Annotated in this window: 19 protein-coding genes; 10 read left to right on the forward strand and 9 right to left on the reverse strand. The window is 36.8% G+C overall.

Features of this window, described 5'->3' with window-relative positions:
• On the reverse strand, positions 1-2,428 hold a 2,428-nt coding region (locus tag RLO81_RS17180), incomplete at its 3' end, for an ABC transporter permease (protein WP_350114528.1).
• Positions 2,429-2,769: 341 nt separating this feature from the next.
• Entirely contained in the window at positions 2,770-3,141 is a 372-nt protein-coding gene (locus RLO81_RS17185; protein WP_350114531.1) for a tellurite resistance TerB family protein, read from the reverse strand.
• Positions 3,142-3,264: 123 nt separating this feature from the next.
• Between RLO81_RS17185 and RLO81_RS17190 the strand changes: the two genes are divergently transcribed.
• The 8 genes from RLO81_RS17190 to RLO81_RS17225 all read left to right on the forward strand — a co-directional run bounded on the left by RLO81_RS17190 (position 3,265) and on the right by RLO81_RS17225 (position 16,966).
• Positions 3,265-5,022 carry a DUF885 domain-containing protein gene (locus RLO81_RS17190; RefSeq protein WP_350114535.1) on the forward strand — a complete coding sequence of 586 codons (1,758 nt, stop codon included), beginning with the start codon at positions 3,265-3,267 and terminating at the stop codon, positions 5,020-5,022.
• A 193-nt stretch (positions 5,023-5,215) separates the two neighbouring features.
• Positions 5,216-7,453, forward strand: a complete 2,238-nt coding sequence (locus RLO81_RS17195; protein ID WP_350114538.1) for a T9SS type A sorting domain-containing protein — start codon at positions 5,216-5,218, stop codon at positions 7,451-7,453.
• Between the two features lie 249 nt (positions 7,454-7,702).
• Positions 7,703-10,738 (forward strand): SusC/RagA family TonB-linked outer membrane protein, encoded by a 3,036-nt coding sequence (locus RLO81_RS17200; protein ID WP_350114542.1) that lies wholly within the window; start codon positions 7,703-7,705, stop codon positions 10,736-10,738.
• 9 nt (positions 10,739-10,747) lie between these two features.
• Positions 10,748-12,076 carry a RagB/SusD family nutrient uptake outer membrane protein gene (locus RLO81_RS17205; RefSeq protein WP_350114545.1) on the forward strand — a complete coding sequence of 443 codons (1,329 nt, stop codon included), beginning with the start codon at positions 10,748-10,750 and terminating at the stop codon, positions 12,074-12,076.
• A 34-nt stretch (positions 12,077-12,110) separates the two neighbouring features.
• Positions 12,111-13,451 carry a PKD domain-containing protein gene (locus tag RLO81_RS17210; protein ID WP_350114548.1) on the forward strand — a complete coding sequence of 447 codons (1,341 nt, stop codon included), beginning with the start codon at positions 12,111-12,113 and terminating at the stop codon, positions 13,449-13,451.
• Positions 13,452-13,458: 7 nt separating this feature from the next.
• Positions 13,459-14,577: a PKD domain-containing protein gene (locus tag RLO81_RS17215; RefSeq protein ID WP_350114550.1), complete on the forward strand. Its 1,119-nt coding sequence runs from the start codon at positions 13,459-13,461 to the stop codon at positions 14,575-14,577.
• Positions 14,578-14,667: 90 nt separating this feature from the next.
• On the forward strand, positions 14,668-15,543 hold the full coding sequence (locus RLO81_RS17220) for a cyanophycinase (RefSeq protein ID WP_350114553.1): 876 nt from the start codon (positions 14,668-14,670) through the stop codon (positions 15,541-15,543).
• A 37-nt stretch (positions 15,544-15,580) separates the two neighbouring features.
• The gene (locus RLO81_RS17225) at positions 15,581-16,966 is read left to right on the forward strand and encodes a YfcC family protein (RefSeq protein ID WP_350114556.1); all 1,386 of its coding nucleotides are present in this window, start codon (positions 15,581-15,583) and stop codon (positions 16,964-16,966) included.
• On the opposite strand, the gene RLO81_RS17230 is transcribed toward RLO81_RS17225, so the two are convergent.
• The 4 genes from RLO81_RS17230 to RLO81_RS17245 form a co-directional block, all read right to left on the reverse strand.
• Positions 16,963-17,892, reverse strand: coding sequence for an isoaspartyl peptidase/L-asparaginase family protein (locus RLO81_RS17230; protein ID WP_350114559.1), 930 nt, complete (start codon positions 17,890-17,892; stop codon positions 16,963-16,965). The two genes, RLO81_RS17225 and RLO81_RS17230, sit on opposite strands and share 4 nt — an antisense overlap.
• Before the next feature lie 280 nt (positions 17,893-18,172).
• Positions 18,173-18,733 (reverse strand): T9SS type A sorting domain-containing protein, encoded by a 561-nt coding sequence (locus tag RLO81_RS17235; RefSeq protein ID WP_350114562.1) that lies wholly within the window; start codon positions 18,731-18,733, stop codon positions 18,173-18,175.
• 286 nt (positions 18,734-19,019) lie between these two features.
• Positions 19,020-21,557, reverse strand: a complete 2,538-nt coding sequence (locus RLO81_RS17240; protein ID WP_350114564.1) for a tetratricopeptide repeat protein — start codon at positions 21,555-21,557, stop codon at positions 19,020-19,022.
• A 90-nt stretch (positions 21,558-21,647) separates the two neighbouring features.
• Entirely contained in the window at positions 21,648-22,055 is a 408-nt protein-coding gene (locus tag RLO81_RS17245) for a hypothetical protein (RefSeq protein ID WP_350114567.1), read from the reverse strand.
• A 97-nt stretch (positions 22,056-22,152) separates the two neighbouring features.
• On the opposite strand from RLO81_RS17245, the gene RLO81_RS17250 reads away from it, so the two are divergent.
• Together RLO81_RS17250 and RLO81_RS17255 are read left to right on the forward strand one after the other, a co-directional pair.
• Positions 22,153-23,358 (forward strand): PAS domain-containing sensor histidine kinase, encoded by a 1,206-nt coding sequence (locus RLO81_RS17250; protein ID WP_350114571.1) that lies wholly within the window; start codon positions 22,153-22,155, stop codon positions 23,356-23,358.
• On the forward strand, positions 23,355-24,422 hold the full coding sequence (locus tag RLO81_RS17255) for a response regulator (protein ID WP_350114574.1): 1,068 nt from the start codon (positions 23,355-23,357) through the stop codon (positions 24,420-24,422). The genes RLO81_RS17250 and RLO81_RS17255 overlap by 4 nt, the downstream gene beginning before the upstream one ends.
• Before the next feature lie 2 nt (positions 24,423-24,424).
• On the opposite strand, the gene RLO81_RS17260 is transcribed toward RLO81_RS17255, so the two are convergent.
• The 3 genes from RLO81_RS17260 to RLO81_RS17270 form a co-directional block, all read right to left on the reverse strand.
• On the reverse strand, positions 24,425-24,877 hold the full coding sequence (locus RLO81_RS17260; RefSeq protein WP_350114577.1) for a cold-shock protein: 453 nt from the start codon (positions 24,875-24,877) through the stop codon (positions 24,425-24,427).
• Positions 24,878-24,940: 63 nt separating this feature from the next.
• Positions 24,941-25,135 carry a cold-shock protein gene (locus RLO81_RS17265; protein WP_350114580.1) on the reverse strand — a complete coding sequence of 65 codons (195 nt, stop codon included), beginning with the start codon at positions 25,133-25,135 and terminating at the stop codon, positions 24,941-24,943.
• A 29-nt stretch (positions 25,136-25,164) separates the two neighbouring features.
• A partial coding sequence (locus tag RLO81_RS17270) for a DEAD/DEAH box helicase (protein WP_350114583.1) occupies positions 25,165-26,068 on the reverse strand: 904 nt, incomplete at its 5' end.

The following is a 26,068-nucleotide window of genomic DNA, read 5'->3' on the forward strand; positions in this document are numbered from 1 at the left end:
TTAATGTTTCCACCGGGTTAATCAATGCAGCTTTAGTGGCATTATATCCAATAGTGATACCAACTACAATTAGGATAACTACCAATCCTATAACATACGTAAATACATCTATTTCAATCTTATATTGGAACGCATTTAACCAATCAACTGCGGCATAATACGATACTGGTATTGCAATCGTAAAAGCCAGTAATATTAATACTGAAAATTCTTTGAAGATCGATTTTAGTATCGTTCCTACACTAGCGCCCAGCACTTTTCGTATGCCAATTTCCTTCATCTTACTCTGTGTGGTATAGAGTATCATTCCATACAAACCAAGACATGAGATAACGATGGCGATTAGGCTAAAATACTTAATCATATCTCCAAAATTGTTAAACCCTGCATACTGTCTGGCAATACCATCTTCAAGGAATGTATATTCAAATGATTTTTCAGGGAACAACTCGTTCCAGGAACTTTCCATGTTTTTAACAACACCCTGAATATCATCGCCTACTACTTTTACAGCCAGAAGTGGACTGTTTTGCAAATTAATTCCAATAGATAAAGGAGTTAATGGCTGGGTGAGACCTATAAAATGAAAATCCTTTACCACTCCTATTACTGTACCCAGTTGGCCTTCTATATTTAGATCCTTGCCAATGGCTTCCTCCGGTGTGCCCCAGTTATAGTCTTTCACAGCTGTTTCATTTACCAAATATGCTCCCGACACATCCGATGGAAACTCTTCACTTAACGCCCTGCCGGCAATCACTTCTATATCAAACGTGCTTAGGAAGTCATAATCACCACCAATATTGGCCATGATCATGTTATCCTCACGCGAAAACCCTTCAGGAATAACCCCTCTATACACTGCTCCCTGCCCGATGGGCGCTGAAACTCTCGTAGTAGCTTTAATGCTTGATTGTGTTTCCAGTTTGTCAGAGAAAGTTTTCAATCGCATTTGAAAAGTAGAATCGGCACCTGAAAAAAGGCTATTTAAGTTTTGACTGAAGAGCTGAATCATCACTACCTGATCTTTATCAAAACCTAAAGATTTATTGTTAATAAAATTGAGTTGTTTATAGATCAAAATTGATCCAACCAAAAGAAAGCTAGCAACAGTTAATTGAAAAGTAACTAATGACTTTCTCAGTAAGCTTCCTCCACCTGTAGCCTGTATTTTTTTGCCTTTTAACGCATTTATAGTATTGAAACCAGTAACAAAAAATGCAGGATAGGTGCCGGCCAGCAGTGTAATTAATAGAGTAATAATAACTGTGATACTCAAAAGTTGAGAGTCAACTACTTCAGTATAAACAAAGTCTTTTCCGGTCAGATCATTAAGAATAGGCAAACCAAAATAGATCAGTAAATAAGAAAAGAATATGGAGATAAGCACAAATAAAAACGCCTCACTTAGAAATTGTCTGATGAGCTGGCCTTTTCCTGAACCCAATGCTTTACGAATACCAATCTCCTTAATTCTAGAAAAAGACTGAGCTGTAGCCAGATTCACATAATTGATAGAAGCAATCAATAGGGTTAGAATACTTACAGCGATGAAGAGATTAATATTTGACCAGGAATTGGTGGCCGTTGGTTCTGCGAGCAATGTGGAGCTCAAATGAATATCTTCCAGAGGCATGAGCGTAAAAACTTGGCCCAACTGCATGTTTGCATTCGCATTGTCTTTCATGAATTGCTCCATGCCATCATCTATAGTCTGAGGATTACCACCTTCTTTTAGCAACACATAGGTGTAAGAATGGCTGATTACAAAATTTGCTGACAAATTATTACGCATTATCTGAGCTGCCGTAGCATTCTCCAGATCATACATGTTATTATAAGGCAGCAACATGTTAAACAAAATATGGCTGTTCGATGGAAAAATCTTTACTACCCCAGAAACTGAAAAACTTATTCTATTAGCAAAATTTAATGTTTGGCCTATTGGGTCATCCTTACCAAAATACTTTTCAGCCATTTCTTCTGTTATAATTACCTGATTTTCAGCTAAAGCAGTTTTTGGATTACCTGAAATAAACTCAAGGTCGAAAATGTCATTGAAGGTGGTATCAACAAAAAATACATTCGTTTCTTCAAACACCTCTTCTGGGTTATTATCTCTTTTGATACTCACATTTCTTCCAAATACACGTGCAGTTGTTTCCACATCATTGAAATAATCAGGCAGTTTCGGAGCTATCGGTGGCGGGCTGCTGGCAAGCTCCATTCCTTGTGCAGGAAGCGAATATTTTAAACGATATATTCGTTCAGACTTTGAATGAAAGGTATCATAACTCACTTCTTCTCTAACGTAAATAAAGATAAGTAAAGTAAGGGCTATGCCAATTGAAAGGCCTGTGAAGTTGATAAAAGCATATACCTTGTTCCTGGCAATATTTCTTTTTGCAGTGATTAAAAAGCGTATCATAGGCAGAAGAGTTTGGGTTGTTCGTTTATACTTTTGTAAAATTTAATAGTTCCTCTATTTCCATGAGCGCAATATATTATCATTAAATGGTAAATGCCTGGGTTCTTAATTGTATCGAATTTCTTTATGAATTATATTAATAGCAGTAGATATGTTGATATAACTTAAGAAGCATATTCATTTTAAAAGAGGGATAATTATCTCTTTGTAAAGGCATCCGGCATAAAGATAGTATACATTAGTTACTACAGGGTACGAAGCTTGAGCTCGATCTGGTCAACAAATTTCAATTAGCTGGAAATTGGCTTGTAGACTATCAATTAAAAGTTAAATAACGTTTCTCATTTGTGCTTATTGATCATCTTTTCAATGGTAGTTTCCATTAATTCATATCTTTTACCAAATTTTCTACACACCTCTTCTTCTTCAGGATCTATATTACCGTCTATAGCCATGAGTGTTAATAAATCCTCAAACTGTTCCAACCGCTCGTCATATTTGTTTGGAAGAACAAACTCAATGTCATCCAATTTCTTTTCAATAGTTTCTATATCATTTTTCGAAAGGCCAATTCTATGAGCAATTGCCTCTAAAAGATGAAGTTCTATTTCAGAAAGTTGGCCATCGGCTTTGGCTAACACCATTAGGTTTTTTAAATGGCTCACTTTGAACTTCTCTACTTCCTCTTTATTTCTTTTTCTTCCAAAAATCATGTTCACAAGTTAATTTGTTCCGATTTTATTTCTAGCCAACCACTCGTCAAAAATCAACCTTGTAAGATAAAAATATTTAAATCATTCTCTACAAGTAGTCATCTTAATTATTTAAACTTGAAAATGAAAAAATTATTCCCCCTTCTCTTTTTTATTGGGCTTATAGCTTGTGATAACAGTAACCCCGTTAGTGAGGAAGCTGCCACAGAATCTAAAAACGAACAGTTACATTCATTATTCAAAGAAATAGGTGATTATATGTCGTCCCCAGAAGATAGTCTATACTATGGTCACCACGTTCATTCTGAATGGGCTTCAGTCTCTGAAGCCAGTCAGCAAGAAGATGCGGAAGCAATTAAAAAATTTATAGATCAATTAATGTCTTTTTCTGATAAATCATTAGGTGAGCAAGACCTTATTAGCAAAAAAGTAATGCTCATCAGATTAAGGGATATGGTTGATGGTGTTACCTACAAAATGAACCTAATTCCTTTCAATGCAGAAGGTGGTTTTTATAATCAAATGGCATTTGTAGTACCTAATTTACCTTTTGATAACACAGAGCACTATGTGGATTATTTAGGTTGGTTACCTCATTATCATAACAGGCTCAAAGAAAATATTGCACTCGTAAGAAGAGGTATTGAAGTGGGCGTTGTAGCGCCTAAAATAGTAGTGCAAAATAATATTCAATTACTTCAGCCTTGGCTTGATCTTGAGAATAATGTGATGTATCAACCTTTGAAAAAATTACAAAATGTTGTTGATACTGAAAACACAGAGCTTATACAAAGCATTGAAAATGAGCTGCTTGCAATCAATACCACATTAAAAGAGTTTGATCAGTTAATGCGTAATGAATATATGGAGGCAGCCAAGGAACAGCCGGGTATTATGTTTGTACCAGAAGGCAAAGAATATTACGAGAATCGTGTAAGGCATTATTCTACGCTACCCTTAAGTCCGGACTCTGTCCATAACCTTGGCCTTAGCGAAGTGGCCAGAATTAGAAGCCAAATGGACAAAATCATTGAAGAACTTGAATTTGAAGGCTCGTTTGAGGACTTTCTTAAATTCTTACGTACAGATGAGCAGTTTTATCCTAAAACGCCTCAAGAGCTACTAAACTATGCCTCTTGGTTAAGTAAAAAAGCAGAGGGTCAGCTACCAAAACTTTTTGATCATTTATATTCTTTACCATTTACAGTAGAGCCCGTGCCTATGAGCATAGCTCCTACTTACACAACCGGAAGATATGTTGGTGGATCGTGGGAAGCACATAAAGCAGGAATATATTGGGTGAATACATACAACTTGCCTAGTAGAACGTTGTACACGATGCCAGCGCTAACGCTTCATGAGGCAGTTCCAGGGCACCATTTGCAAGGAGCAATAGCGTCTGAGTTAGACAATATCCCGGAATTCAGAAATAACTATTACATCAGTGCATTTGGCGAAGGTTGGGGATTATACAGTGAATATCTGGGCGAAGAAATGGGAATGTATGAAACTCCTTACGACTTATTTGGAAGATATACGTATGAAATGTGGCGTGCTTGCAGATTGGTTGTTGATACAGGAATTCATTACAAAGGCTGGACGAGACAGCAAGCCCTGGACTATATGGCCAACAATACTGCTCTTTCCATCCATGAAGTTACAACTGAAATTGATCGTTACATTGGCTGGCCAGGGCAAGCAATAAGCTATAAAATCGGTGAAATAAAAATAAAAGCCTTACGTAAAAAAGCAGAAGAGGCCCTTGGCGATGAGTTTAATATTCGAGAATTCCATCATGTGGTTTTGAGAAATGGTTCTATTCCATTGGCCGTTCTTGAAGAGCAGGTGGATGGCTACATAAACAAGACATTAAACCAATAAATTAGCAGCCATTAGCATTTTTTGATTATCAATATTAGAATTGGTATTCAAATATTTTTGTTATACTTGTTGTCATGCAAGACATTATTGCTTGTAAATCACTTCAACTTCGGAATCTACAGCCAGTTTTTGACTGTTAGTAGATTATTGCATTTCCCTTTATTTCTAATTCCTTTTTATCAAATCAAATGCAATGAAGAAGATACTTGTATACCTATTTCTAATTCTCACAATCGGTAAACTCAATGCCCAGGGCAAACTTATGCTTGTTGGTGGTGGCAGCGAAAAAAATGATTCTTGGAGCTGGAGCAACCAACCCTATAGTTGGGCAGTTGATCAATCAACCAATAAAAAAGTAGCAATCATTGCCTTTTCAGAAAGCAGTGATCCTGAATGGCTGCCGGATTATTTTAAAAGCCTGGGTGCAGTAGATGCTCAAAACTTTGTCATTAACACATCTGAACAAGCCAATAGCACGGATACCTATAATAGTCTAATGGAGTACGATGTGTTCTTTTTTAAGGGTGGTGATCAGTCTGACTATTATCTAACTTATAAAAATTCAGAAGTTCAAAATGCGATTGTAGACAAATTCAATGAAGGCGGAGTGATTGCAGGAACATCGGCAGGAATGGCTATCATTTCCAATCCGTTTTACAGTGCAGAAAGTGGTACCCTCTACCCTGATCAAGCCCTTGAAGATGTTTTGGATTCCAAAATCACATTAAAAGATGATTTTATTAGTTTATTAGACGGCTACATAGTTGACACACATTTTGTTGAACGTGGCCGTTTTCCCAGACTCATCGCGTTCATGACCAATTGGTTAGATGCAACGGATGAGTTGGTAAGTGGAATTGGTGTTGATGATCAAACAGCCTTTTGTATTGATGAAAATAATGTTGGTACTGCTTACGGAACCGGAGCAGTAAACATCTTTCATGCAACATCATTAAGCCATACTGACGGTAAACTAAACGAACCCGATATTACAGTCACCCAGCTCCTGCATGAATCTTCCTATAATCTAAGTACACAAACTCAGCTAACTATGTATTCTGAAAATACTTCTTCCAATACAAGTGAGTACAATAGGTCAAGAGTAATCATTAGCGGTTCAAGCAGCATCAGTGAAAATACTGATGTTTTGGAAATCCTTTCGGATCTGGAAAAGTCATCGGCTATCATAGTTTCAGATATGAACAGCACTCTAGAAGAAGACTATAAAGCTGCTCTGGAAGATCTAAATATTGAAGTTGAATTAGTTCCAAATATAACCCCTAACGAAGAATGCGGCTATGCATCTTTACGAAACAAAATAAAAGCAACGGATGTGTTTCTCTTTGTTGGTAATGATATCGAGGCTTTAAGTCAATTTCTGTTAGACAACCCAAATGGCCAGGTAATAGCGGATAAATTGAAAGCAGATGAAAGCACATCTTTCTTTCTAGGAGAAGATGCCAAAGTTGCTGGCCAAAAATGGGTGACCAATAATTTATCTGACCCCTTGAACTCTTTTTATGGTGATTTAGAATTTGTAGATGGCATAGGGCTTCTGAAAGGCATAGTGATTACTGATGCCTACAGCAGCACAACTACAGATTATTATGAAAATAACACGAGTGCAATATTTTATGGCTTAGCCAAACACAACCTTAAGCATGGTTTGCTCATTAATAGAAACTCCTATGTTGATTTATATAGTGAGAATAATGAGCATTTAATTATTGGCGATGGCAGTTATTCAAGTATAGTTATCACCAACAACTCGAACAATGGTGCTTTTGCCAACGAGCAGGTGAATAGCTCAGGCGACAACAGAAATATAGCCGGGTTTGATCAGATGCAAATCTCCTTCATCCACAATTCTTTGATTGTGTTAGGTGATAACGAGTCTGCAGATCTTAGCTTTGCAACAGAGTTGCCAAGGCCAACTAATGTTTCTATAACAGACAATATCATCTCGTTTGATTACGAATCTGAAAACCCCGAAAAATTTGTTATTGAAAAAAAAGTAGACGACAGTGAATTTACAATGCTTGCAGAGATTGCAGGAAATGAGCGAAGCATAGCAGATACTAACTTAAGTTCTAATGAACTTGTCTCCTACAGGATAAAGGCTATTAATGGTTTAATTGAATCTTGCTATTCTGAAATAGTGCAGTTTCGAGTGATAACTTCCATTCCATCACAAGATAAAAATGAGCTTTTGATCTACCCTAACCCATGTGAAACAGGAATGCTACAAATAGAATCAGCAGCCCCAATGAATATTTCTGTTTACGATTTAACAGGAAATCTAATTTTCACAGCCAATAGCCAAAACACAAATGGACTGGATGTATCTAACTTAATGTCAGGCACTTACATTGTCATATCGAGGAATAGTGCAATAGTGGAAAGAAAAAAAGTGATTATTTTAAACAATTGAAATTCTTGACTTAAAGTTAAAATTAACTTATCATTGAAATAACATCGAAAAAGTGTTGATGAATCGTTTACCAAAAACATCGCTACGTCCAATAGGTGCAAAAGGCGCAAAGCCAATGAGTTTACTGAATTTGCAGCCTATCTTCAACTGCTAGATTTATTTTTTCTTATCAACTGATCAGCGCTTAAAGGAGCGTGTTAAGATCACACCCTATTTAATACTTTTTATCAACTAATTAAACTTACTTATATGAAGCGCATAGCAATGCTCTTATCTATGTGTTTGTGTTTTGCAACATATGCAATAGCTCAAACAACAATAACGGGCAAGGTCACCTCCTTCGAAGATGGTGAACCATTACCTGGCGTTAGTGTGGTTATTAAAGGAACCACAACAGGTACCGTTACAGATATTGATGGTGCATACAGTATTAATGCACCCGAGCCAGAAAACATTCTTGTATTCTCCTTTGTGGGAATGGTTACGGAAGAAATTACCGTAGGAAATCAATCGGTTATTGATGTTCAACTAGTACCTGATATCACACAACTTTCAGAAGTTGTGGTTGTAGGTTACGGAACTCAAAAGCGAAAAGATATCACAAGTTCTATTTCAACATTAGAGAATGATGTTATTGAAAACGTACCAGCGAATTACAGTTTCGATGGTGCTATTCAAGGTAGAACCTCAGGTTTGAACATTTCTACCTCTTCGGCAACACCAGGTGCTGCTATTAATGTAAACATCAGAGGCGTTACATCAATTAACGCCAGTAGTCAGCCGTTATATGTGGTAGATGGTATTCCAATTGTTACAGGTAATAATTCAGCACTGAATGCTAATATTCAGCCTGTTAACCCATTAGCTGATATTAATCCTAACGACATTGAATCTATTTCAGTATTAAAAGATGCCTCCGCAGCTGCTATCTATGGTTCAAGAGGTGCTAATGGTGTAATTATTATCACAACAAAACGTGGAAGTGCTGGTAAAACGAAATTTAATATCGGTTATAATACCAGTGTTTCGAAAATTGCCAATACACCTGACCTTATGAATTCAAGACAATGGATTGAGTTCATGAATGCAGCGGCTGAGTTTGACGGATTAGGGTCAAATTATTGGAATTCAACCTTGGGTGACCCTAATGACCCTAATTTGCCAACATATAATGCTTATGATTATATCTTTAGAACGGCACTTGCTCACAATTTTGATGTGAGTGCTCAAGGAGGTGATGAAAAAACGAAGTTCTTCGTTTCAGGTAACTACTTCAATCAGGAAGGTATTCAGGTAGGTCAGGAATTTGAACGTATTTCAGGTCGATTGAATATTGACCATTCTGCCACAGATAAATTAGGTTTGGGAGCCAATCTTCTAGTTTCTAGAACTAACCATCAAAGAACAATTAATGAGAATGACGAATATGGTGTGGTTGTTAATGCTCAGGCCTGGGATCCTACAGCACCAATCATTGAAGATGACGGTTCGTATGCTAACCCATTTAATTACAACGGCTGGTGGGCGCTAGAAAACCCACTGCTCATCGCTGAGCAATACACAAATACATCCGTTACCAGTAGAGTATTGGCATCTACTTTTGCCACCTATGAAATTCTGGATGGTCTTACATTCAAGTCTACCTGGTCGGCTGATTTTAATTCATTAACAGATGAAGCGTATATTCCTTCAGGCACAAATAACAGTAATGCAAGTACTGGTAGCGGAACGTATGGAACATTTGAAGAGCTTGCGTGGTTAAGTGAAAACACACTTACCTATGATTTAAACCTTGATGGTGGGCATTCTTTCAATTTCCTGGCGGGATATACTCTTCAGGAATCTAGACAAGATTTCTCAACAGTAGAAGGTACAGGTTTCCCATCAAATCAGATAATAAAAATATCTACTGCAGCCAATAGAACTGGTACTTCTGGTTCCACTTCTTTTGGTTTTGCTTCCTACATCGGTCGGGTTAATTATAGCTTTAACGATAAGTATTTAGCTAATTTCACTATCAGAACTGATGGTTCGTCTAGGTTTGGTGACAACAACCAATACGGTACATTCCCTTCTGGTTCATTAGGCTGGAGAGTTTCAGAAGAAAACTTCTTTTCACCTTTAAAAGAGGTTGTTAGCAATCTGAAGCTGCGGGCCAGCTATGGTATTACAGGAAATGCAGCCATAGGCGATTTCACCTGGCGAGGTGCTTACAGCCTTACCTCCTCTTATGCAGGTCAAGGTGGAACATCACCTGATATTCTTGAGAACCCTGATTTATCGTGGGAAAAAACAGCACAATTAGACTTAGGAATTGATTTAGGTCTCTTAGATGATCGAATTAGCATTACTGCAGATTATTTTGAAAAAACCACCACAGACTTACTTCTACAGGAAGATGTGCCTGGCACAACAGGTTTTAGAATTATCCAGTCAAATTTTGGCGAGATTCAAAACAAGGGGTTTGAGTTGGGTATCAATGCCAAAGTATTAAAACTTGGAGATTTCAGCTGGGATGCAAGCGTGAACTACACGCACTTGGAAAACGAGGTGGTAGATGTTGTAAATGATGGCCAAATTCTAAGTAGAAACTTTGTTATGAGAGAAGGTCTGGCAATAAGCCAGTTAAATCTGATCAAATTTTTGGGTGTTGATCCGTTTACCGGAGACGCAGTATTTGAAGATTTAAACGGTGATGGCATCATTAACCTGGATGATAGACAGGCTGTTGGCTCTGGTTTACCAACCTATTATGGTGGTGTGAGCAACACATTCCGTTACAAAGGTCTTGCTTTAGAAGTGTTCTTCCAGTTCAGCGGAGGCAATAAAATCTTTAATCAAAGTAGACATGCCTATCAGAACTATGGATCTTTACAAAGTGGTCTCCCCTACGGGAATCAGAGTATAGAATCTTTGAACTACTGGAGACAGCCGGGAGATATTACAGATATTCCAAGGCCTTCTTTGGCAGGTCCGAACGATCCTGATGCCCAATGGCAAAGATTTAGCACGCAATATTTAGAAGATGGTGATTACGTAAGACTTAAAAATATTAAGCTTTCATATAACCTGCCATCGTCTATTATCAGCAAAGCTAAGTTATCGAGTGTTCAGGTTTTCGTACAAGGCAGAAACCTCATCACCTGGACTGATTATTTAGGCTTCGACCCAGAAGTATCAACTAATACCGCTTCAACAGATGACTTAAACAGTTTACAAGGCGAAGATTTTGGTACGCTTGGTCAGGCAAGAACCTATAGTTTCGGAATTAACATAGGACTTTAAAATTTAGAAATGATGAAAATTAAACATATACTTTTTAGTGCCTTACTATTCTCGGCTTGCGATGTATTAGATCAGCAACCGGAGGATTTAATTCCTACTAGTGAGGCAATAATTGATAAACAATCGGCAACTTCTGCTGTGAACGGTATTTACCATGCCTTACAAGATGGTGATTATTATGGCGGTAGATACATTCTGGCAACCGAAATGGTGGCAGGAAATGGTACTGCTTCTGCTTTTCAGGCCTTCTGGCAAGAATTGGCAAGTGGCAGAGTTCCTGTTTCTAACTTTCATGTGGAGGACAGCTGGATTGCACTATACAATGTGGTTAATGCGGCTAATGCCGTTATTGAAGCTGTACCTAACGTGGGTGAACTTGATGAATCTGAGAAAAATGACATGCTCGGTCAGGCGTACTTCTTAAGAGGGTTAGCATTTTTTGATGCCCTGAGACAGTATGGCGAGTTTTATAACACAGGTTCGGAGTTTGGAATACCATTGAAATTGCAACCTTCCCTCGCTCCTTCTGAAACTGCAAGAGCTACAGTAGCTAATTCTTACGTTCAAATTGAATCAGATTTGCAAGAAGCCATTGACAGACTAGGAAATGGCAGCCCATTCTTTGCATCGCAAACAGCAGCAAAAGCGCTAAAAGCAAGGGTTCATTTGTATCAAAATGAGTTTGGCCTGGCAGAAACATTAGCATCAGAGGTTATTGATGAGCTAGGTGCCCTTCCGCCAGATTACAATGAGATATATACCACTGAAGAATCAGCTGAAGCCATTTTTGAATTGGAGTTTATCCAACAAGATGACCCCAATGTTTGGTCTATCGAAATGTATAATAATCCGCCAGAAGTTTCTGTCACAGATGGATTAATTGACTTTTTATCTAACCGTAATGAGAATGAGCGAGGAATGCTCTTCGAAACGTTAGGAAATGGACTAAACAGATGCATTAAATATGGTACTGAAGCTATAGAAGATGGTGAAAATACAATTGTTATTCGCCTTTCTGAAATGTATTTGATAAGAGCAGAAGCCTTAGGACGAAGTGGAGTGCCTAACGATGCTTTGCCAGATTTAAATGCCGTTAGAAACAGGGCGGGTTTAACGTCACTCACCAATATAGCAAGTGATGCTGAATTGATTACAACGCTGCTGAATGAGCGAAGAGCTGAGTTTGCCTATGAAGGCCACTACTGGTTTGATATGGTGCGCTATGGAAGAATGGAAACAATAAGAGGCCTGGAAAGCTTCAGAAGAATTTTTCCAATACCAAGAAGAGAGATTAACATCTCAGATGGAACATTAGTACAAAACCCTGAATATAATTAAAATGAAGACATATATTAAAAATAACTTATGGTTAATGGCGCTCCTTCTGTCGTTAGTCATTATTGGAGGTTGCTCTGATGATGATAATGAGTTGGGGCCTGCTCCTACTGCTGATTTTACCATTGCAGAATCAAGCATTTTAAAACAAGGTGAAGAAGTCATGTTCACAGCATCTTCTTCAAATGCATTCTCATTCAAATGGTCATTTGGAGATGGAAATGTAGCTGTCGGGAAAGCTGTAACACATGTTTATAGTGGTCCCGGTACTTTTACGGTTACACTTGAAGCTTCAGGAAATGGGCAGCGAGATATAGCGACACAAGAGGTTGTTATAGAAGGATTGATCCCTGAAACGGCATTCTCAGTTGAGAATTCAGATGATTTAAGGGTTTCTACCACTGTACAATTCATCAACGAAACTGTAAATGGATTAAGTTTCGTCTGGGATTTTGGTGACGTCAACAACTCAACCAGCACTGAGGAAAATCCAACATTCATCTATACAGAAGCTGGTGACTATGATGTTACATTAACAGCAACAGGTACTGGGGGTGAAAGTTCTTCAACAGTAACTATTACAATTAATCCAAACGATTTTGAGCTTTACTTCATAAACAATACAGATTTAAAAGTTCAAAAAATCAATTTGAATGATCCAGAAACAGTTGTTGATGTATTTGATCTGCCTGGTTTTAGTTTTGGTTTGGCTTACGATCCAGAATTTGATGAACTCTATTTCTCTGATGATGATGTTTTCAAAGTATTCAGAAATTCAATTAATGGAGGAAACCAAGTTGAAATTACTGACGGTCTAAATGGCCCAAGAGATATTGCACTTGATATAGCCAATAACAGGTTGTTCGTGACGGAAAGGTCTTCTGATCAAATTACAGAAGTAGATATTTCAACAGGCACAAAGAATACAGTTTACAGTGTTGCTGACGATAGCTTCTTCCTTTTGCCTGTCGGCTTGGATTTATATGATGGAAATCTTTTTGCAACCGCAGTAGATTTTGATGCTGAGACTGTTTGGACAGGCAGCGTAGATGGGTCTGGAATCTCCAAAATAATAGATTATGGATCAGGTGGTTTCGGATATGGTTTAGAAATAGACAAAGTGAATGAGAAAATCTACTTTGATGATAACGATGGCGGCAATATTCTGAGAGCAGATTTAGATGGTACAAATATAGAATCTGTTGGATCTCCTTCTGATCGCGTTTACGGTATAGCCATTAATAATGAAACTGGGAAATTCTACTTCGCCAGTAGAGATGGGATAATTAAAGAGGCCAACCTTGATGGCACAGATGAAAAAGTACTCGTTGACACAACAGTAGATATACGAGGTCTTATCATTAGAAAATCTAACTAAAGAAATAATGAAAAATATAATAGATAAAATAATTGTATTGATTCTCGCTGCGCTTATATTTTCGTGCAGCAGTGATGATGATTTTCCTGTACCGCAGGCATCAACAGTGGATGTAGATTATTCATTCAGCATTGATAATGAGGCCTTTGCTCCTGCTACTGTCACATTCACTAATGAAACCAGAGTGGCGGAAGGTAAAACAGCTACTTACAGCTGGTCTTTTGGTGACGGAACATCTTCGGCAGAAGCCAACCCCTCTCATTTTTATGAAAGCCCAGGTAGTTATAAGGTTACCTTAACGGCTGTTACAGATAACGACCTTGACTTTGTTGAGAAAACAGTAACAATAAAAGACCCTGAGGCATTACTCGTTGACTTATATTTAATAGATGCAGATTTACAATCAATAGAATTAGTAAATGGAGGTTCGATTCAAATAGATGCAACAGGCTATGGGTTAGATTATGATCCGGTGAATGAAGTAATGTACTTTACAAATAACAGCGAAGGATCATTAATGAGAGTTGATCTTAATGGAGAGAATTTAGAAACAGTAGCTTCAGGTCTTACATCTCCAAGAGGAGTTGCTATAGATTCTGAGAATGGATTCGCGTATGTCACTGATCGAGGTGTAGACGCTGTTTATAAAATTAATTTAAGCGATGGAACATCAACAATATTATATGACATTTCGGATGACCCACTTTTCAGTTTGCCTGTAGGTATCGATTATTATAATGATAATTTATATATCACATGCGTTGATTTCGATGCTGAGTCTGTTTGGGTTGGAGGAACGGATGGTAGTGGTGTTTCAAGAATTATAGACTTCGCGGGTGGTGGCTTTGGGTATGGCATTACTGTAGACAAAGGCAATGAAAGAATCTACTTTGACGATAATCAAAATGGCTTTATTAAAAGTGCAAATCTGGATGGTACAGATATACAGAACATTGTTGAAGTGAGCGACCGAGTGTATGGATTAGCTATAGACAACATCAATAATAAGTTATATTATACAGTTTCACTTTCAGGAAGTATTTTCATGTCTGACTTAAACGGTGAGAATGTGGTAACATTGAGCTCCGACTATAGCGACCCACTGGAAATATTCTTCATCCCATAAAAGTATTCATTTGGTTTAGGTGGAATACTTTTTGTTAAAAGAGGCCTGCAACAACGGTTGAGGCCTCTTTTTTATAACTTTACTAATTCTATGAAGCAACTATCATTTATACTTTTCTGTACGCTCTCATTTTTATTTTCTTGTAATCAGCCACAACAAAATGAAGAGATTCAAAATGAAATAATCAATACAGCCAAAGGGCAACTTTTCATTATTGGAGGTGGTAAACGCCCTCCTATCTTGGTAAACAAAATTATTGAGCTTGCAAACCTTAAACGAGGTGGTTACGGCATAATTCTTCCCATGTCTAGCTCCGAGCCGGATTCCGCAATCTATTATTCTAAACTACAATTCACTGAAGCTGGTATTACCAATATCACTGGTATGAATATTAAAAAAGGTGAATTGCCTACTCGGGCTCAAATTGATTCCTTATCAAACGCCTCACTCATCTATATTTCAGGGGGTGACCAGAATAAGTTTATGGATATTATTGCTGGCACTGACATAAGAAAGGCTATTAAAACAGCTTATACTAACGGAAGTGTTATTGCCGGCACAAGTGCAGGTGCAGCAGTAATGAGCGAAGTGATAATAACCGGAGATGAACGAAACTACCCTGACTATGATAATACACTTAGATCAATTGAGGGTAACAATATTATTACAGCCGAAGGATTGGGTCTACTTACCACAGCCATTGTCGATCAGCATTTTATTAAACGAGCGAGGTATAATCGCTTATTCAGTGTTTGCATTGAATACCCACAGTTAATGGGTTTAGGCATTGATGAATCTACAGCGATCATTGTAAAAGGTGATAGTGCAGAAGTAATAGGCTTGTCGCAAGTAATACGTGTGATTAATAAGGATAATGAATTACATAAAAACAATCACTTACTAGGCGCCAAAAACCTTCAAGTTAGTGTATTATTGCCGGGAGATAAATTTTCGCTCGTCAACTAAATTTTAGTTAAATAGTTTATTCACAGGCATACAACAAATGAAATTTAAACTACCAGACACGCTACTCCTATTAATTGCCATACTTTTTGTTTTCTCAATACTTACCTGGATAGTGCCTTCAGGCGAATTTGACAGGGAGGTGATTAATGGCAAAGAATTAGTTGTAGCTGATAGTTACAAAGAAGTCGCATCGAACCCATCAAATATTTTCGATTTTATCCTTGCCCCAATCAAAGGGTTTCTCTCCTCCGCACAGATAATTGTTTTTATATTTTTGGTAGCCGGTTCTTTTGGGGTTATCAACGAAACTGGTGCCATTGAGGCGGGCTTGCAAAGTGTGGTCATTGCTAGTCAGAAAAATAAGGCGTACAAAAAATTAGTTATTCCATTATTAATGATCTTATTCTCTATTGCTGGTGCAACTTTTGGCATGAGTGAAGAGGTTTTAGTGTTTATATTAATAACTCTACCCTTATCTTTTGCGCTTGGGTATGATTCAGTAGTTGGTGTGAGTATCCCCTTCGTGGGTGCGGGTGCAGGTTTTGCCGGAGCTTTTTTAAACCCATTTACAGTAGGCATTGCACAAGGCATCGCTGAATTAGCCCCTTTTAGTGGCTGGGAATACAGGCTTGTTGTTTGGGTAATTCTCACGACAGCTGCCATCCTATTCGTAGTTGTTTATGCAAACAAAATAGAAAAGAGCCCTGAGAAAAGCCCCATGTTTGACATTGACAAAACATCGAAATATAAAAATCAAGCTCAGGAGAATATCACATTTGCTAGCAGACACAGAGCTGTGATCATTATTTTCTTACTTGGGCTGGTAGCACTTGTCTATGGCGTAAATGCATGGGATTGGTACATTAATGAGATATCAGCTTTATTCGTTTGCATGGCAGTAATTTCGGCATTGGTGTTTAGAATGAATAGTGGTGTTGCAATAGACAGTTTTGTAAAAGGTGCTTCTGAAATGATTAAAGTGACTTTCGTGATCGCCATTGCCAAAGGCATATTAATCATCGCATCTGACGGCAAAATAATTGATACCATTCTTAATGCAATGGCGAGCAGTGTAGATGGTTTTCCTAATGCTGTATCAGTTCAACTGATGTTTGGGGTACAAACCTTTCTTAACTTCTTCTTGCCATCAGGTAGTGGCCAGGCAGCGTTAACGATGCCTATAATGGCTCCATTAAGCGATTTAATTGAAGTTTCGAGGCAGACAGCTGTATTGGCTTTTCAATTGGGTGATGGCCTATCTAACCTAATTATACCTACCAGCGGAGTGACTATGGGTGTTTTAACCATAGCCAATATCCCTTATGAAAAATGGTTTAAGTGGATGCTGCCACTTTTTATTCTCCTTTCGATATTGGCTATGTTACTGTTAATTCCACCTGTACTATTTTTCAGTTGGAACTAAACATTGAAAATAAACGCTTTAGGTGAAGATGATTCTGAGACCATACCTCTATACATTCCTTCAGAATTAAAAACCAAAGCAATATTACCTTTTGCATCTACCCCAACAATACCGCCTTCCCCACCAAGTTTGGTCTGCTTTTCCATAATCACTTTATCAGCTGCTTGCTGCAAAGACAGTTTACCATATTCCATTAAACATGAAATGTCATACGCAACAACACCCCTAAGAAAAAACTCACCATAGCCAGTACAAGAGATAGCGCAAGTATCATTATTTGCATACACACCACTACCTATTACAGAGCTATCGCCTATTCTGCCATATTTTTTATTCGTTAATCCACCGGTAGAAGTAGCTGCAGCAATATTGCCATGCCTATCTAAAGCTACAGCGCCTACCGTTCCGAACTTTCTATCATCTGTATGATCAAGAGCTGTTTTATCGGAGCCTTTCAAGGCCTGCCATTGCTCATAACGCATATCTGAATAGAAATAATCATTAGTAACTGTTTCTAACTTATGTAGAACACCATATTCTTCTGCACCATTACCCGATAGAAATACATAATTGTTATCCTCCAATATTTTTCGGGCTAAGGTCACCGGATTTTTAAGTGTAGTTATTCCTGCAACCGCACCAGCTTCCAAGGTTTTACCACACATTATAGAAGCTTCCATTTCATGCTTGCCATCTGCAGTAAAAACTGCTCCTTTTCCGGCATTAAATAAATGGCTGTCTTCTAACACTGTTACAGCTACTTCCACAGCATCTAAGGAATTGCCTCCTTTTGCTAATATCTTCTGGCCTTTTGCTAATGATTCCTCCAGCACCGCTTTATAGGTAGCCTCCTGCTCAGGACTCATTTTTGATTTGAGTATTGTACCTGCCCCACCGTGGATGGCAAGTGAATATTTATTATTCATTAAAATAAATTTTGTTAATAACTAGATTAAGCTGAGCAATAACTTCAATCTAGCAATTAAAAATTGGCTGTAGGTTGGTAAGGTTAAGAGGGTTGGCAAGCAAACCTACAAATGAGCACTGAAGAAGTCTCACAGAATAATGTATGCCCATGTAGATTTTTTGCATCCTCGAATATTGCCAAATTTGATGATTTAGGCAACAATTTGAGCATAAATTTTACAACAAAAAACCCGGTCTCATTTCTGAAACCGGGTTCAATCAACCTAAACTCTTTCTTTATTAGAAAGTAATTTCTTTAACAGTTTTACCGTTGCTCATTACTTTGAAAGTAACGCCTGATTTTACTGCCTCTAAATTGAATAACTGAGAGAACTGGCTTACCACATTTTCTGTAGCCGAATAAACTTCATTTCTATTCTCGTCAATAATTTTGATAGTAACTTCCTGATTAGAAGCGTTACCTAATCCTAAAAAGAATTTGTTATCTGAAAACTTGTTCACAAATACTGTTAAACCTTCTGCATTAGCAGGTGCATTGTTAAATGCAAATTCGTAAGCTCTTACATCTTCATTATCTACAATCTCGAACTTATAGTTACCTGCAGGAAGATTACTCATGTTGTAAGGTCTTACAAAACCATTCTCGTTTTTAATGATTTCAGAGAAAACCTTCTTTCCATCTTCGTTGTAGATGTTCACTCTAACTTTGTTAGATACTGGGCTCGTGTAATACACTTTAAAGATTGCAGTTGAGTCGTTCGTTACTTTAACTTTTGAACGCTCAAAACCAAATGCTGTTAAGTTTGCAACTAATGCTAGGGCTACTAATAAATTTTTCATTTTAAATTGATATTTCTGGGTTCTTTTGTGCTGCAAAGGTAAATAGGTATCTACCAGCCAAACGATTGAATATTCGATATGTAAGTTTCATGTAAGGTTATCATGAAAATAAACTATAAATAAAACGATCGGAAAAATTAATATAATGGCGGAATTAAATGAGTAGAGTTTTTACACTGTATAAATTATATATACAGAATATTATTCTTAACATATTAATAATATAGGTGTAATGCAGAATATTATTTTATATTAAAGAATAATAAAAGTGACGAAAACAGTGATTTTATAATGGAAGGGTAACAACAAACCTACTCCCTACACCGAGTTCGGTAGTAAAATCAATAGATCCTTTTAACCGTTCTACAGCCTTTTTTGTGATATACAATCCTAACCCATTTCCCTGGGAGGTCTCATTTCCTCGAAAGTATAACTCAAACACTTTATCAACTAAGGCTGGGTCAATACCCTGACCATTATCACTAACAGTAATAATTATATTTTTGTCCTTTTGTCTTGACGAAAGTTTTATATGATTAACAACTTCTTTTTTACTAAAAAGAATCGCATTTTCTAATAGATTATCTACAATAATCTCCAGAATATCTTTCGAAGACTTAAATTCAGTGATTTCTAATTCTGTGTCTATCTGTACATTATATTCTTTAAATAAATATTCCTGTTTTGAAATTCTTCTATCAATCAATTCCTTAAAATCAAGGTTTTTCCTCTCTAATCTATCAAAACCAACAATACTCACAGCCTTTAATTTATTCACCATTCTATTTAGGCTACCTGCTGTGTCTTTTACTTTTTCAAAGAGTTCAAGGGCACTTTCTTCTTTAACCACAGTTTTAGCTATTTCGGCCAATCCCTGAAATGTGGTTAACGGACGTCTAAAGTCATGTGCGGCATGGTAGAAAAATGTATCCAGATCTTTGTGTGCGTCATTTAATTGCTTGGTTCTACGTACCACTTCTTCCTCAAGTCCTTCATTGAGCGATAAAATTTCTTCATTAGCCTCTCGCAATTCTTCTGACTGTGCCGTTATTTCTTCAGATTTTTCACTTATTTCCCTATTTAGCTCTTTCAACTGCTTGTTAGTATTACTTCTAATTTTAAGCAGCCTGAATGTGATAAATAACACAATACAAATACTTACTATGCCAAGTGTTACCAAGCCCAAAATAAATCGCTGATTTTTAATTGTTTTGCTCTGCAATTCCAAACTTTGTTGCCTGTTCTCATTCTCAAGGTTTAGAACCCTAATTTCCTGATCTTTCTGCTTTAAAGTATATCTGGCTTCTAATTCTGCCAGTCTCATTTCTTTCTCCGTGCTAAATACACTGTCTTTAAGAGTAGAATATCTTTTAAAATAATCTAAAGCAATGGTTGCTTTACCTTGCTTTTCATACAGCTTAGACTTTACCAGAAAGCACTCTACCATGATCGATTTTGCGCCTAGCCTTTCTGCACGCTCAATGGCTTTTTCTATAAATTCACGTGCTTTATCATATTCACCTAACTTAATGTACACATTGGCAATGGTGTACTCACTAATAGCAGCACCAAACTGATTGCCCATATCAAGATCTACCGGATAAGTGAGCAAATAATTTTCTAATGCTTTCTTATCTTCACCAAGCTTTTCATACACATAACCCAGGTTGAATATAGCTACAGCCTCGCCCCTTTTGTGATTTAATTGTCTCTTAATCTGAGCACTTTTCTGATAAGCAATGATGGCACTATCGAAATTATTCTGTGCTGTAAATAATGTGCCTAAATAATTATAAATGACTGCCTTCAGAGACTTATTACCAATTTCATCACTGATAATTTCTGCCCTCTTAAGTAAAGTGCGTGCTCTCTTTTTGTCTTGCTTTGAGTACATCCAGGCAAGCTCATGATATGTTTCAGCGAGCTCCTTCTTGTTATTTTGGTTCTTAAATATCTCTAATGCCTTAAAATAGTACTCAACTGATAAATCAATCTGTCCCAGATCAGAATACAATCCGCCTAACTGGTAATAGCACAATCCACGGCCATAATCGTATTCACTACTATTGTATAACCTTTCAGCTTCAATTAAATCGTGAAGTGCATTGTCATACTTGCCATTCACAGTTTTTACTGTGGACAATTTTACCAAGGTAGCGGCCATATTTAATGAATCACCCTCATCGGAATAACTCTCTATATTGGACACTAAGTATTTCTGTGCTTTGGTATAATTACCAGTTAATTTTTCATACTCGGCCTTTAGCAATTTTACTGATCTTGATCTGTATTCTTCAGACGAAATATTGCCTATACTAACAAGGGTATTTAATACTCCATTTACATCTCCCAAATCTGTTAATGCAAAACCTTTTACTAGAAGAAAATCTATTTTTTCATCCGAATTATTCGTGTCTTTAGAGGCAGAGTCTGCCAAACTAACAACTTTGAATGCCTCACCTTTTTTTAAAAGTAAGTTCAAATAGTATTGAAATGCGTTGTTTTTTATTTTTTTCTCTAGCCCTAATACAATGGCCTGCTCATAATATTCTTCAGCTTTATTATAGTCACCATTGGTATAAGCAGAAATACCTTTATTCTCTAGTGATCTGATTAAACCTCTGTCGTATTTTGAATCTTTAGCTATTGCGTAGGCAGAATCACTATATTGAATCGCCAGCTTCGTATTGGTATGCCAATACTTATTAGCTAGGTCGTTATAGTAATCAATTTTAGAATTTACACTGCTTTGACCAAACAAGCCAATGACACTCAACAGCGTTAGAATAATTACATAAATAAACGTAAGACCTCGTGGATGCACAAAGATTTCAATTAATCGACTAATAAATTTAAAAATTAAATTAGTCTATTCCTGACTAATCGAAATTAATAATATGAAGGACAAACATAGTTAGGCAACAAACTTAACGAAAGCCTTTCCTAAAGAATTTTCCTGTATATCATTTTTCAATAGTTCGCGCATCGATGGGCAAAGAATGAGGTAATCAATATCTAACGTTTGAATGTTGATTTTAATTCTATCGGCCATAAACCCTACTTCAGAAAGAAAACGATAGTCTATTCCTTTTGATTTCAATAGGTCCACCTCTATTTTATCAAATATAAATTTAGCCTTATTCTCTATGTCTTTTTTGAAACTTTGAGAATTGTCATTTTCCTCTTTGTAAGGTTTAATAAGCCGATATGCATATAAAATTATTAGCTCCCAATTATTTTCTTCACAAAGCTTAATTGCCTTGGGTAAACAATAGGTAGTATCTTCTATGAGTGTAATTGGATATAGCGCCTTCTTTTTCAATTTTAATCTCCTCTACAATGCAATATAAATTGATCCCTTCTGCATATCCGGTTAAAACGGTCAATGCATTTAATGATTTTTATCATATTTTAGTTTTATGAAAGAATCAGATGGGCTAGCCTACAAAGCAATTTTTGAAGCATGTGAAGAAGGTATTATTGTTGTAGATATAAAAGGGCAAATAGCCCTGGCCAATAGTTCTTTACTTAAATTGTTTGGGTATACAATGGATGAGTTATCAGGAAGAACAATTGAAATACTTATTCCGGATAGTATCAAGCACAAACATGTAAAAGATAGGGAAGCATATAATCAAAATCCTAAACCCAGAAGAATGGGTGTTGGCAGAGACTTGCTTGGCCTAAAGAAAGATGGCACACAATTTCCTGTGGAGGTAAGTTTAAACAAAGTGCAGCTAAATAATGAGCTGCATATTGCTGCTTTTGTTATTGATATTTCTGAAAGAAAGAAAGTGGAAGATGCACTGCAAAAAAGTGAAGAGCAATTGATTTTATATGCTACAGAACTAGAGGATCGCGTAAGTAAAAGAACGCAAGAGTTAGAAATTGAAATTAACGTGAGAAAAAAAGCGCAGGAGGAAGTAATAAAAGCATTAGAAAAAGAACGCGAACTAAATGAATTAAAATCCCGGTTTGTTTCCATGGCTTCCCATGAATTCAGAACTCCTTTAAGCACCATCCTTTCGTCTGCATCACTTATCAATAAATATGAAAAAACAGAACAGCAGGAAAACAGAACCAAGCATATCGATAAAATTAAATCGGCCATTAGTAATCTTAATAATATACTTAATGACTTTTTATCAATAGCGAAACTGGAAGAGGGTAAAATCGACATTAATCAAACAGAAGTATCTTTGATACAAACTACAAGAGAAGTTATTGAAGAAATGGAAGCGCTCAAAAAGCCTAATCAAAAAATCAACCTTCAAATTGCTGGCATGGAGAAAAACTTGTTTAGTGACGAGAAAATTCTAAAAAATATCATCATCAACCTTACTTCAAATGCCATCAAGTACAGTAGTAGTGATATTGATATCATCACCAATTTTGGCAGTGATACTGTTTCAATAATGGTAAAAGATTATGGAATAGGCATTCCTGTTAATGAACAAGATCATTTGTTCGATCGGTTTTTTAGGGCAAAAAATGCTATAAATATTCAGGGAACGGGATTAGGATTGAATATTGTAAAAAAATATGTTGAAATGCTAAGTGGTGCCATTACTTTTGAGAGTAGCGAAAATAACGGAACCACATTTACAGTAACTTTACCATTATGAAAAAGATTTTAATCATAGAGGATAACAATGAAATACGTGAAAATATTGGTGAAATTCTCGAATTGGCAGATTACCAAACTGTGCTTGCTGAAAATGGCAAAGTGGGCGTAGACTTGGCTATTAAAGAAAAACCAGATTTAATTATATGTGATATAATGATGCCCGAATTGGATGGTTATGGTGTATTGCACATTCTCTCGAAAAAAGAGGCAACAGCGTCTATTCCCTTCATATTTCTAACTGCAAAAGCTGAAAAGGCTGATTTACGAAAAGGAATGGGCTTAGGAGCAGATGATTATTTAACTAAACCTTTTGATGACACTGAACTCTTAGATTCAATTGAATCCAGGCTACGCAAGGTAGACGCACTAAGAAAAGATTATGGCAACAGCCCGGAAGGTGTAAACAGGTTTATTAAAGATGTTAAAAAGCATCATAACCTTGAAAGTCTTACAGCAAGCTACGAACCGCGATTATTTAAGAAGAAAAATGAAATTTTTAGAAATGGTGATTACCCAAATCACTTATATCTTGTTGTAAGCGGTAAGGTAAAAACCTTAAAGTCTAATGAAGATGGAAAGGAGTTAATTACTGGTATTTATGCATCGGGCGATTTTTTTGGCTATGAAGCAATGTTGGAAGAGATAAAGCATGAGGATTCTGCAGAAACTATCGAAGACTCATCCATCATTCAAATACCTAAAACAGAATTCTTTGATTTACTTTACACGAACCGCGATGTGGCTCAACGGTTTATCCAAATGCTCTCTAAAAATGTGGTTGACAGAGAACAACAACTAATCGACCTGGCTTATAATTCGGTAAGACAACGCACGGCAGGCGCACTACTAAAAATATTCGAGAAATTTGGATCCGATAGCAATGAACCGATCAAAGTATCTCGTGACGATTTGTCAAATATGGTGGGCACGGCCACCGAATCTGTAATAAGGGTTTTGTCTGATTTAAAAGACGAGAAAATTATCGAAATACAATCTGGCAAAATTCTTATTAAGGAGTTGGATAAACTTGAACAAATACAAAAATGGCATGTAGCCAGGTAGCATTATCTCACTACCTTAACTTCAATTGCCACAAGCCCTTTAGGCCCTTTCTCTATTTTATAAGCCACCTTATCGCCTTCTCTAATTTGGCTTTTTAAGCTATTGGCATGAACGAAGAACCGCTCATTGGTTTCATTCTGATCAATGAAGCCATAACCTTTGGCATCGTTATAAAAAGCAACTTTACCCCTTCTTTCAGAAGTTAAATCTTCAGCTGCCATTTTAGGCACACCTATTTGAATGTCTTTTGCCTTAATTTCCTTTTTCTTTTTATTCTCATCTGGTGGAGTATCCACAATGTTGCCATTTTCGTCCAGATAAGCCATCATTTCACCTAATTCCCCACTCGTAGCGTTTGCTTTACGCTCTTCTTTCTTCTCCTGCTTTTCCTTGCGTTTTTGTAATTTCTTTTTCTCTCGTTCTTTCTTTAAAAAAGTGTTTTGTGATCTTCCCATATAGTGTGTTTAGTTAAAAATAGAAGGCCTTCAAAAACGATGAAAGCCTTCATGATTTAATTATTATCCAATTACTTTCACTTGAACGGCATTCATGCCCTTCTTACCTCTCTCAACAGAGAATTCAACTTTATCGTTTTCATTGATTCGGTCAATTAATCCACTTTCGTGAACAAATACATCTTCAGACTCACCATCTGGCGTAATAAAACCAAATCCCTTGGTACTATTAAAAAATTTTACTGTTCCTTCTTTCATTATATTATTGTTAAAATAATTCGTTTTTATTAATTGATAAATGTTAATGCTTTACCTGTTTTACCAGCTCTGCCGGTTCTTCCAATACGGTGCACATAACTATCGTAAGTTAATGGGATAGAATAGTTGATTACATGAGTAATGTCATTTACATCAATTCCTCTTGCTGCAACATCAGTTGCCACTAAAACCTGAAGTTTGCCGGATTTAAATTTATTCAAGGCATTAATTCGGTAATTCTGAGATTTATCGCCATGAATTTGATCTGCTTTTATGCCCGATTCATTCAGTTTTTTAGTGATTTTAGATACCCATCTCCTGGTTTCGGCAAATACTAACACTTTTTGATAATCCTTTTCAGCAAGCATATCTGAAAGTACCGTGAATTTATCTTCACCCTCACCTACTCTAATGATATCCTGATCAACCTGATCACTTGAACTATCACCGGCATTTACTTTTACCTCTACTGGGTTAGTTAAAATAGTACTTATTAATGCCTTTTGAGATTTGTCTACAGTAGCTGAAAATAGCATAGTCTGCGATCTGTTCGTCATGTCTCCAACTATACGTTTTATGTCATTCACAAAACCCATATCTAGCATCCTATCGAATTCATCTAGCACTAAAACTGGTATTTTGTCCAATCTTAATGCTTTTCGATCCATTAGGTCTTTTAACCTTCCTGGCGTACCGATAATAATGTGGTTCTTTCTACGAAGTTGAGCCAAATCTTTACCCACACTTGTGCCACCAATAAAGCTGGCTGCATACAAACCAAGGCCATGTACTAAGCTTTTAAATTCAGATTCTACCTGTAAAGCTAGCTCGCGCGTAGGCACAATAATTAGTGCATTCATTGGAGCTTTGTCTTTCATCAATCGCTGAACGATTGGTATTAAGAATGCTGCTGTTTTACCTGTTCCTGTATTA

The sequence above is a fragment of the Fulvivirga sp. genome, from assembly GCF_040220315.1.
Lineage (GTDB): Bacteria > Bacteroidota > Bacteroidia > Cytophagales > Cyclobacteriaceae > Fulvivirga.

Bases quoted from the DNA above. Each gene is read 5' to 3' on its own strand.
- RLO81_RS17185 (WP_350114531.1), bottom strand. From the start codon at position 3,141: ATGATTTTTGGAAGAAAAAGAAATAAAGAGGAAGTAGAGAAGTTCAAA.
- RLO81_RS17190 (WP_350114535.1), top strand. From the start codon at position 3,265: ATGAAAAAATTATTCCCCCTTCTCTTTTTTATTGGGCTTATAGCTTGT.
- RLO81_RS17195 (WP_350114538.1), top strand. From the start codon at position 5,216: ATGAAGAAGATACTTGTATACCTATTTCTAATTCTCACAATCGGTAAA.
- RLO81_RS17200 (WP_350114542.1), top strand. From the start codon at position 7,703: ATGAAGCGCATAGCAATGCTCTTATCTATGTGTTTGTGTTTTGCAACA.
- RLO81_RS17205 (WP_350114545.1), top strand. From the start codon at position 10,748: ATGATGAAAATTAAACATATACTTTTTAGTGCCTTACTATTCTCGGCT.
- RLO81_RS17210 (WP_350114548.1), top strand. From the start codon at position 12,111: ATGGCGCTCCTTCTGTCGTTAGTCATTATTGGAGGTTGCTCTGATGAT.
- RLO81_RS17215 (WP_350114550.1), top strand. From the start codon at position 13,459: ATGAAAAATATAATAGATAAAATAATTGTATTGATTCTCGCTGCGCTT.
- RLO81_RS17220 (WP_350114553.1), top strand. From the start codon at position 14,668: ATGAAGCAACTATCATTTATACTTTTCTGTACGCTCTCATTTTTATTT.
- RLO81_RS17225 (WP_350114556.1), top strand. From the start codon at position 15,581: ATGAAATTTAAACTACCAGACACGCTACTCCTATTAATTGCCATACTT.
- RLO81_RS17230 (WP_350114559.1), bottom strand. From the start codon at position 17,892: ATGAATAATAAATATTCACTTGCCATCCACGGTGGGGCAGGTACAATA.
- RLO81_RS17235 (WP_350114562.1), bottom strand. From the start codon at position 18,733: ATGAAAAATTTATTAGTAGCCCTAGCATTAGTTGCAAACTTAACAGCA.
- RLO81_RS17250 (WP_350114571.1), top strand. From the start codon at position 22,153: ATGAAAGAATCAGATGGGCTAGCCTACAAAGCAATTTTTGAAGCATGT.
- RLO81_RS17255 (WP_350114574.1), top strand. From the start codon at position 23,355: ATGAAAAAGATTTTAATCATAGAGGATAACAATGAAATACGTGAAAAT.
- RLO81_RS17260 (WP_350114577.1), bottom strand. From the start codon at position 24,877: ATGGGAAGATCACAAAACACTTTTTTAAAGAAAGAACGAGAGAAAAAG.
- RLO81_RS17265 (WP_350114580.1), bottom strand. From the start codon at position 25,135: ATGAAAGAAGGAACAGTAAAATTTTTTAATAGTACCAAGGGATTTGGT.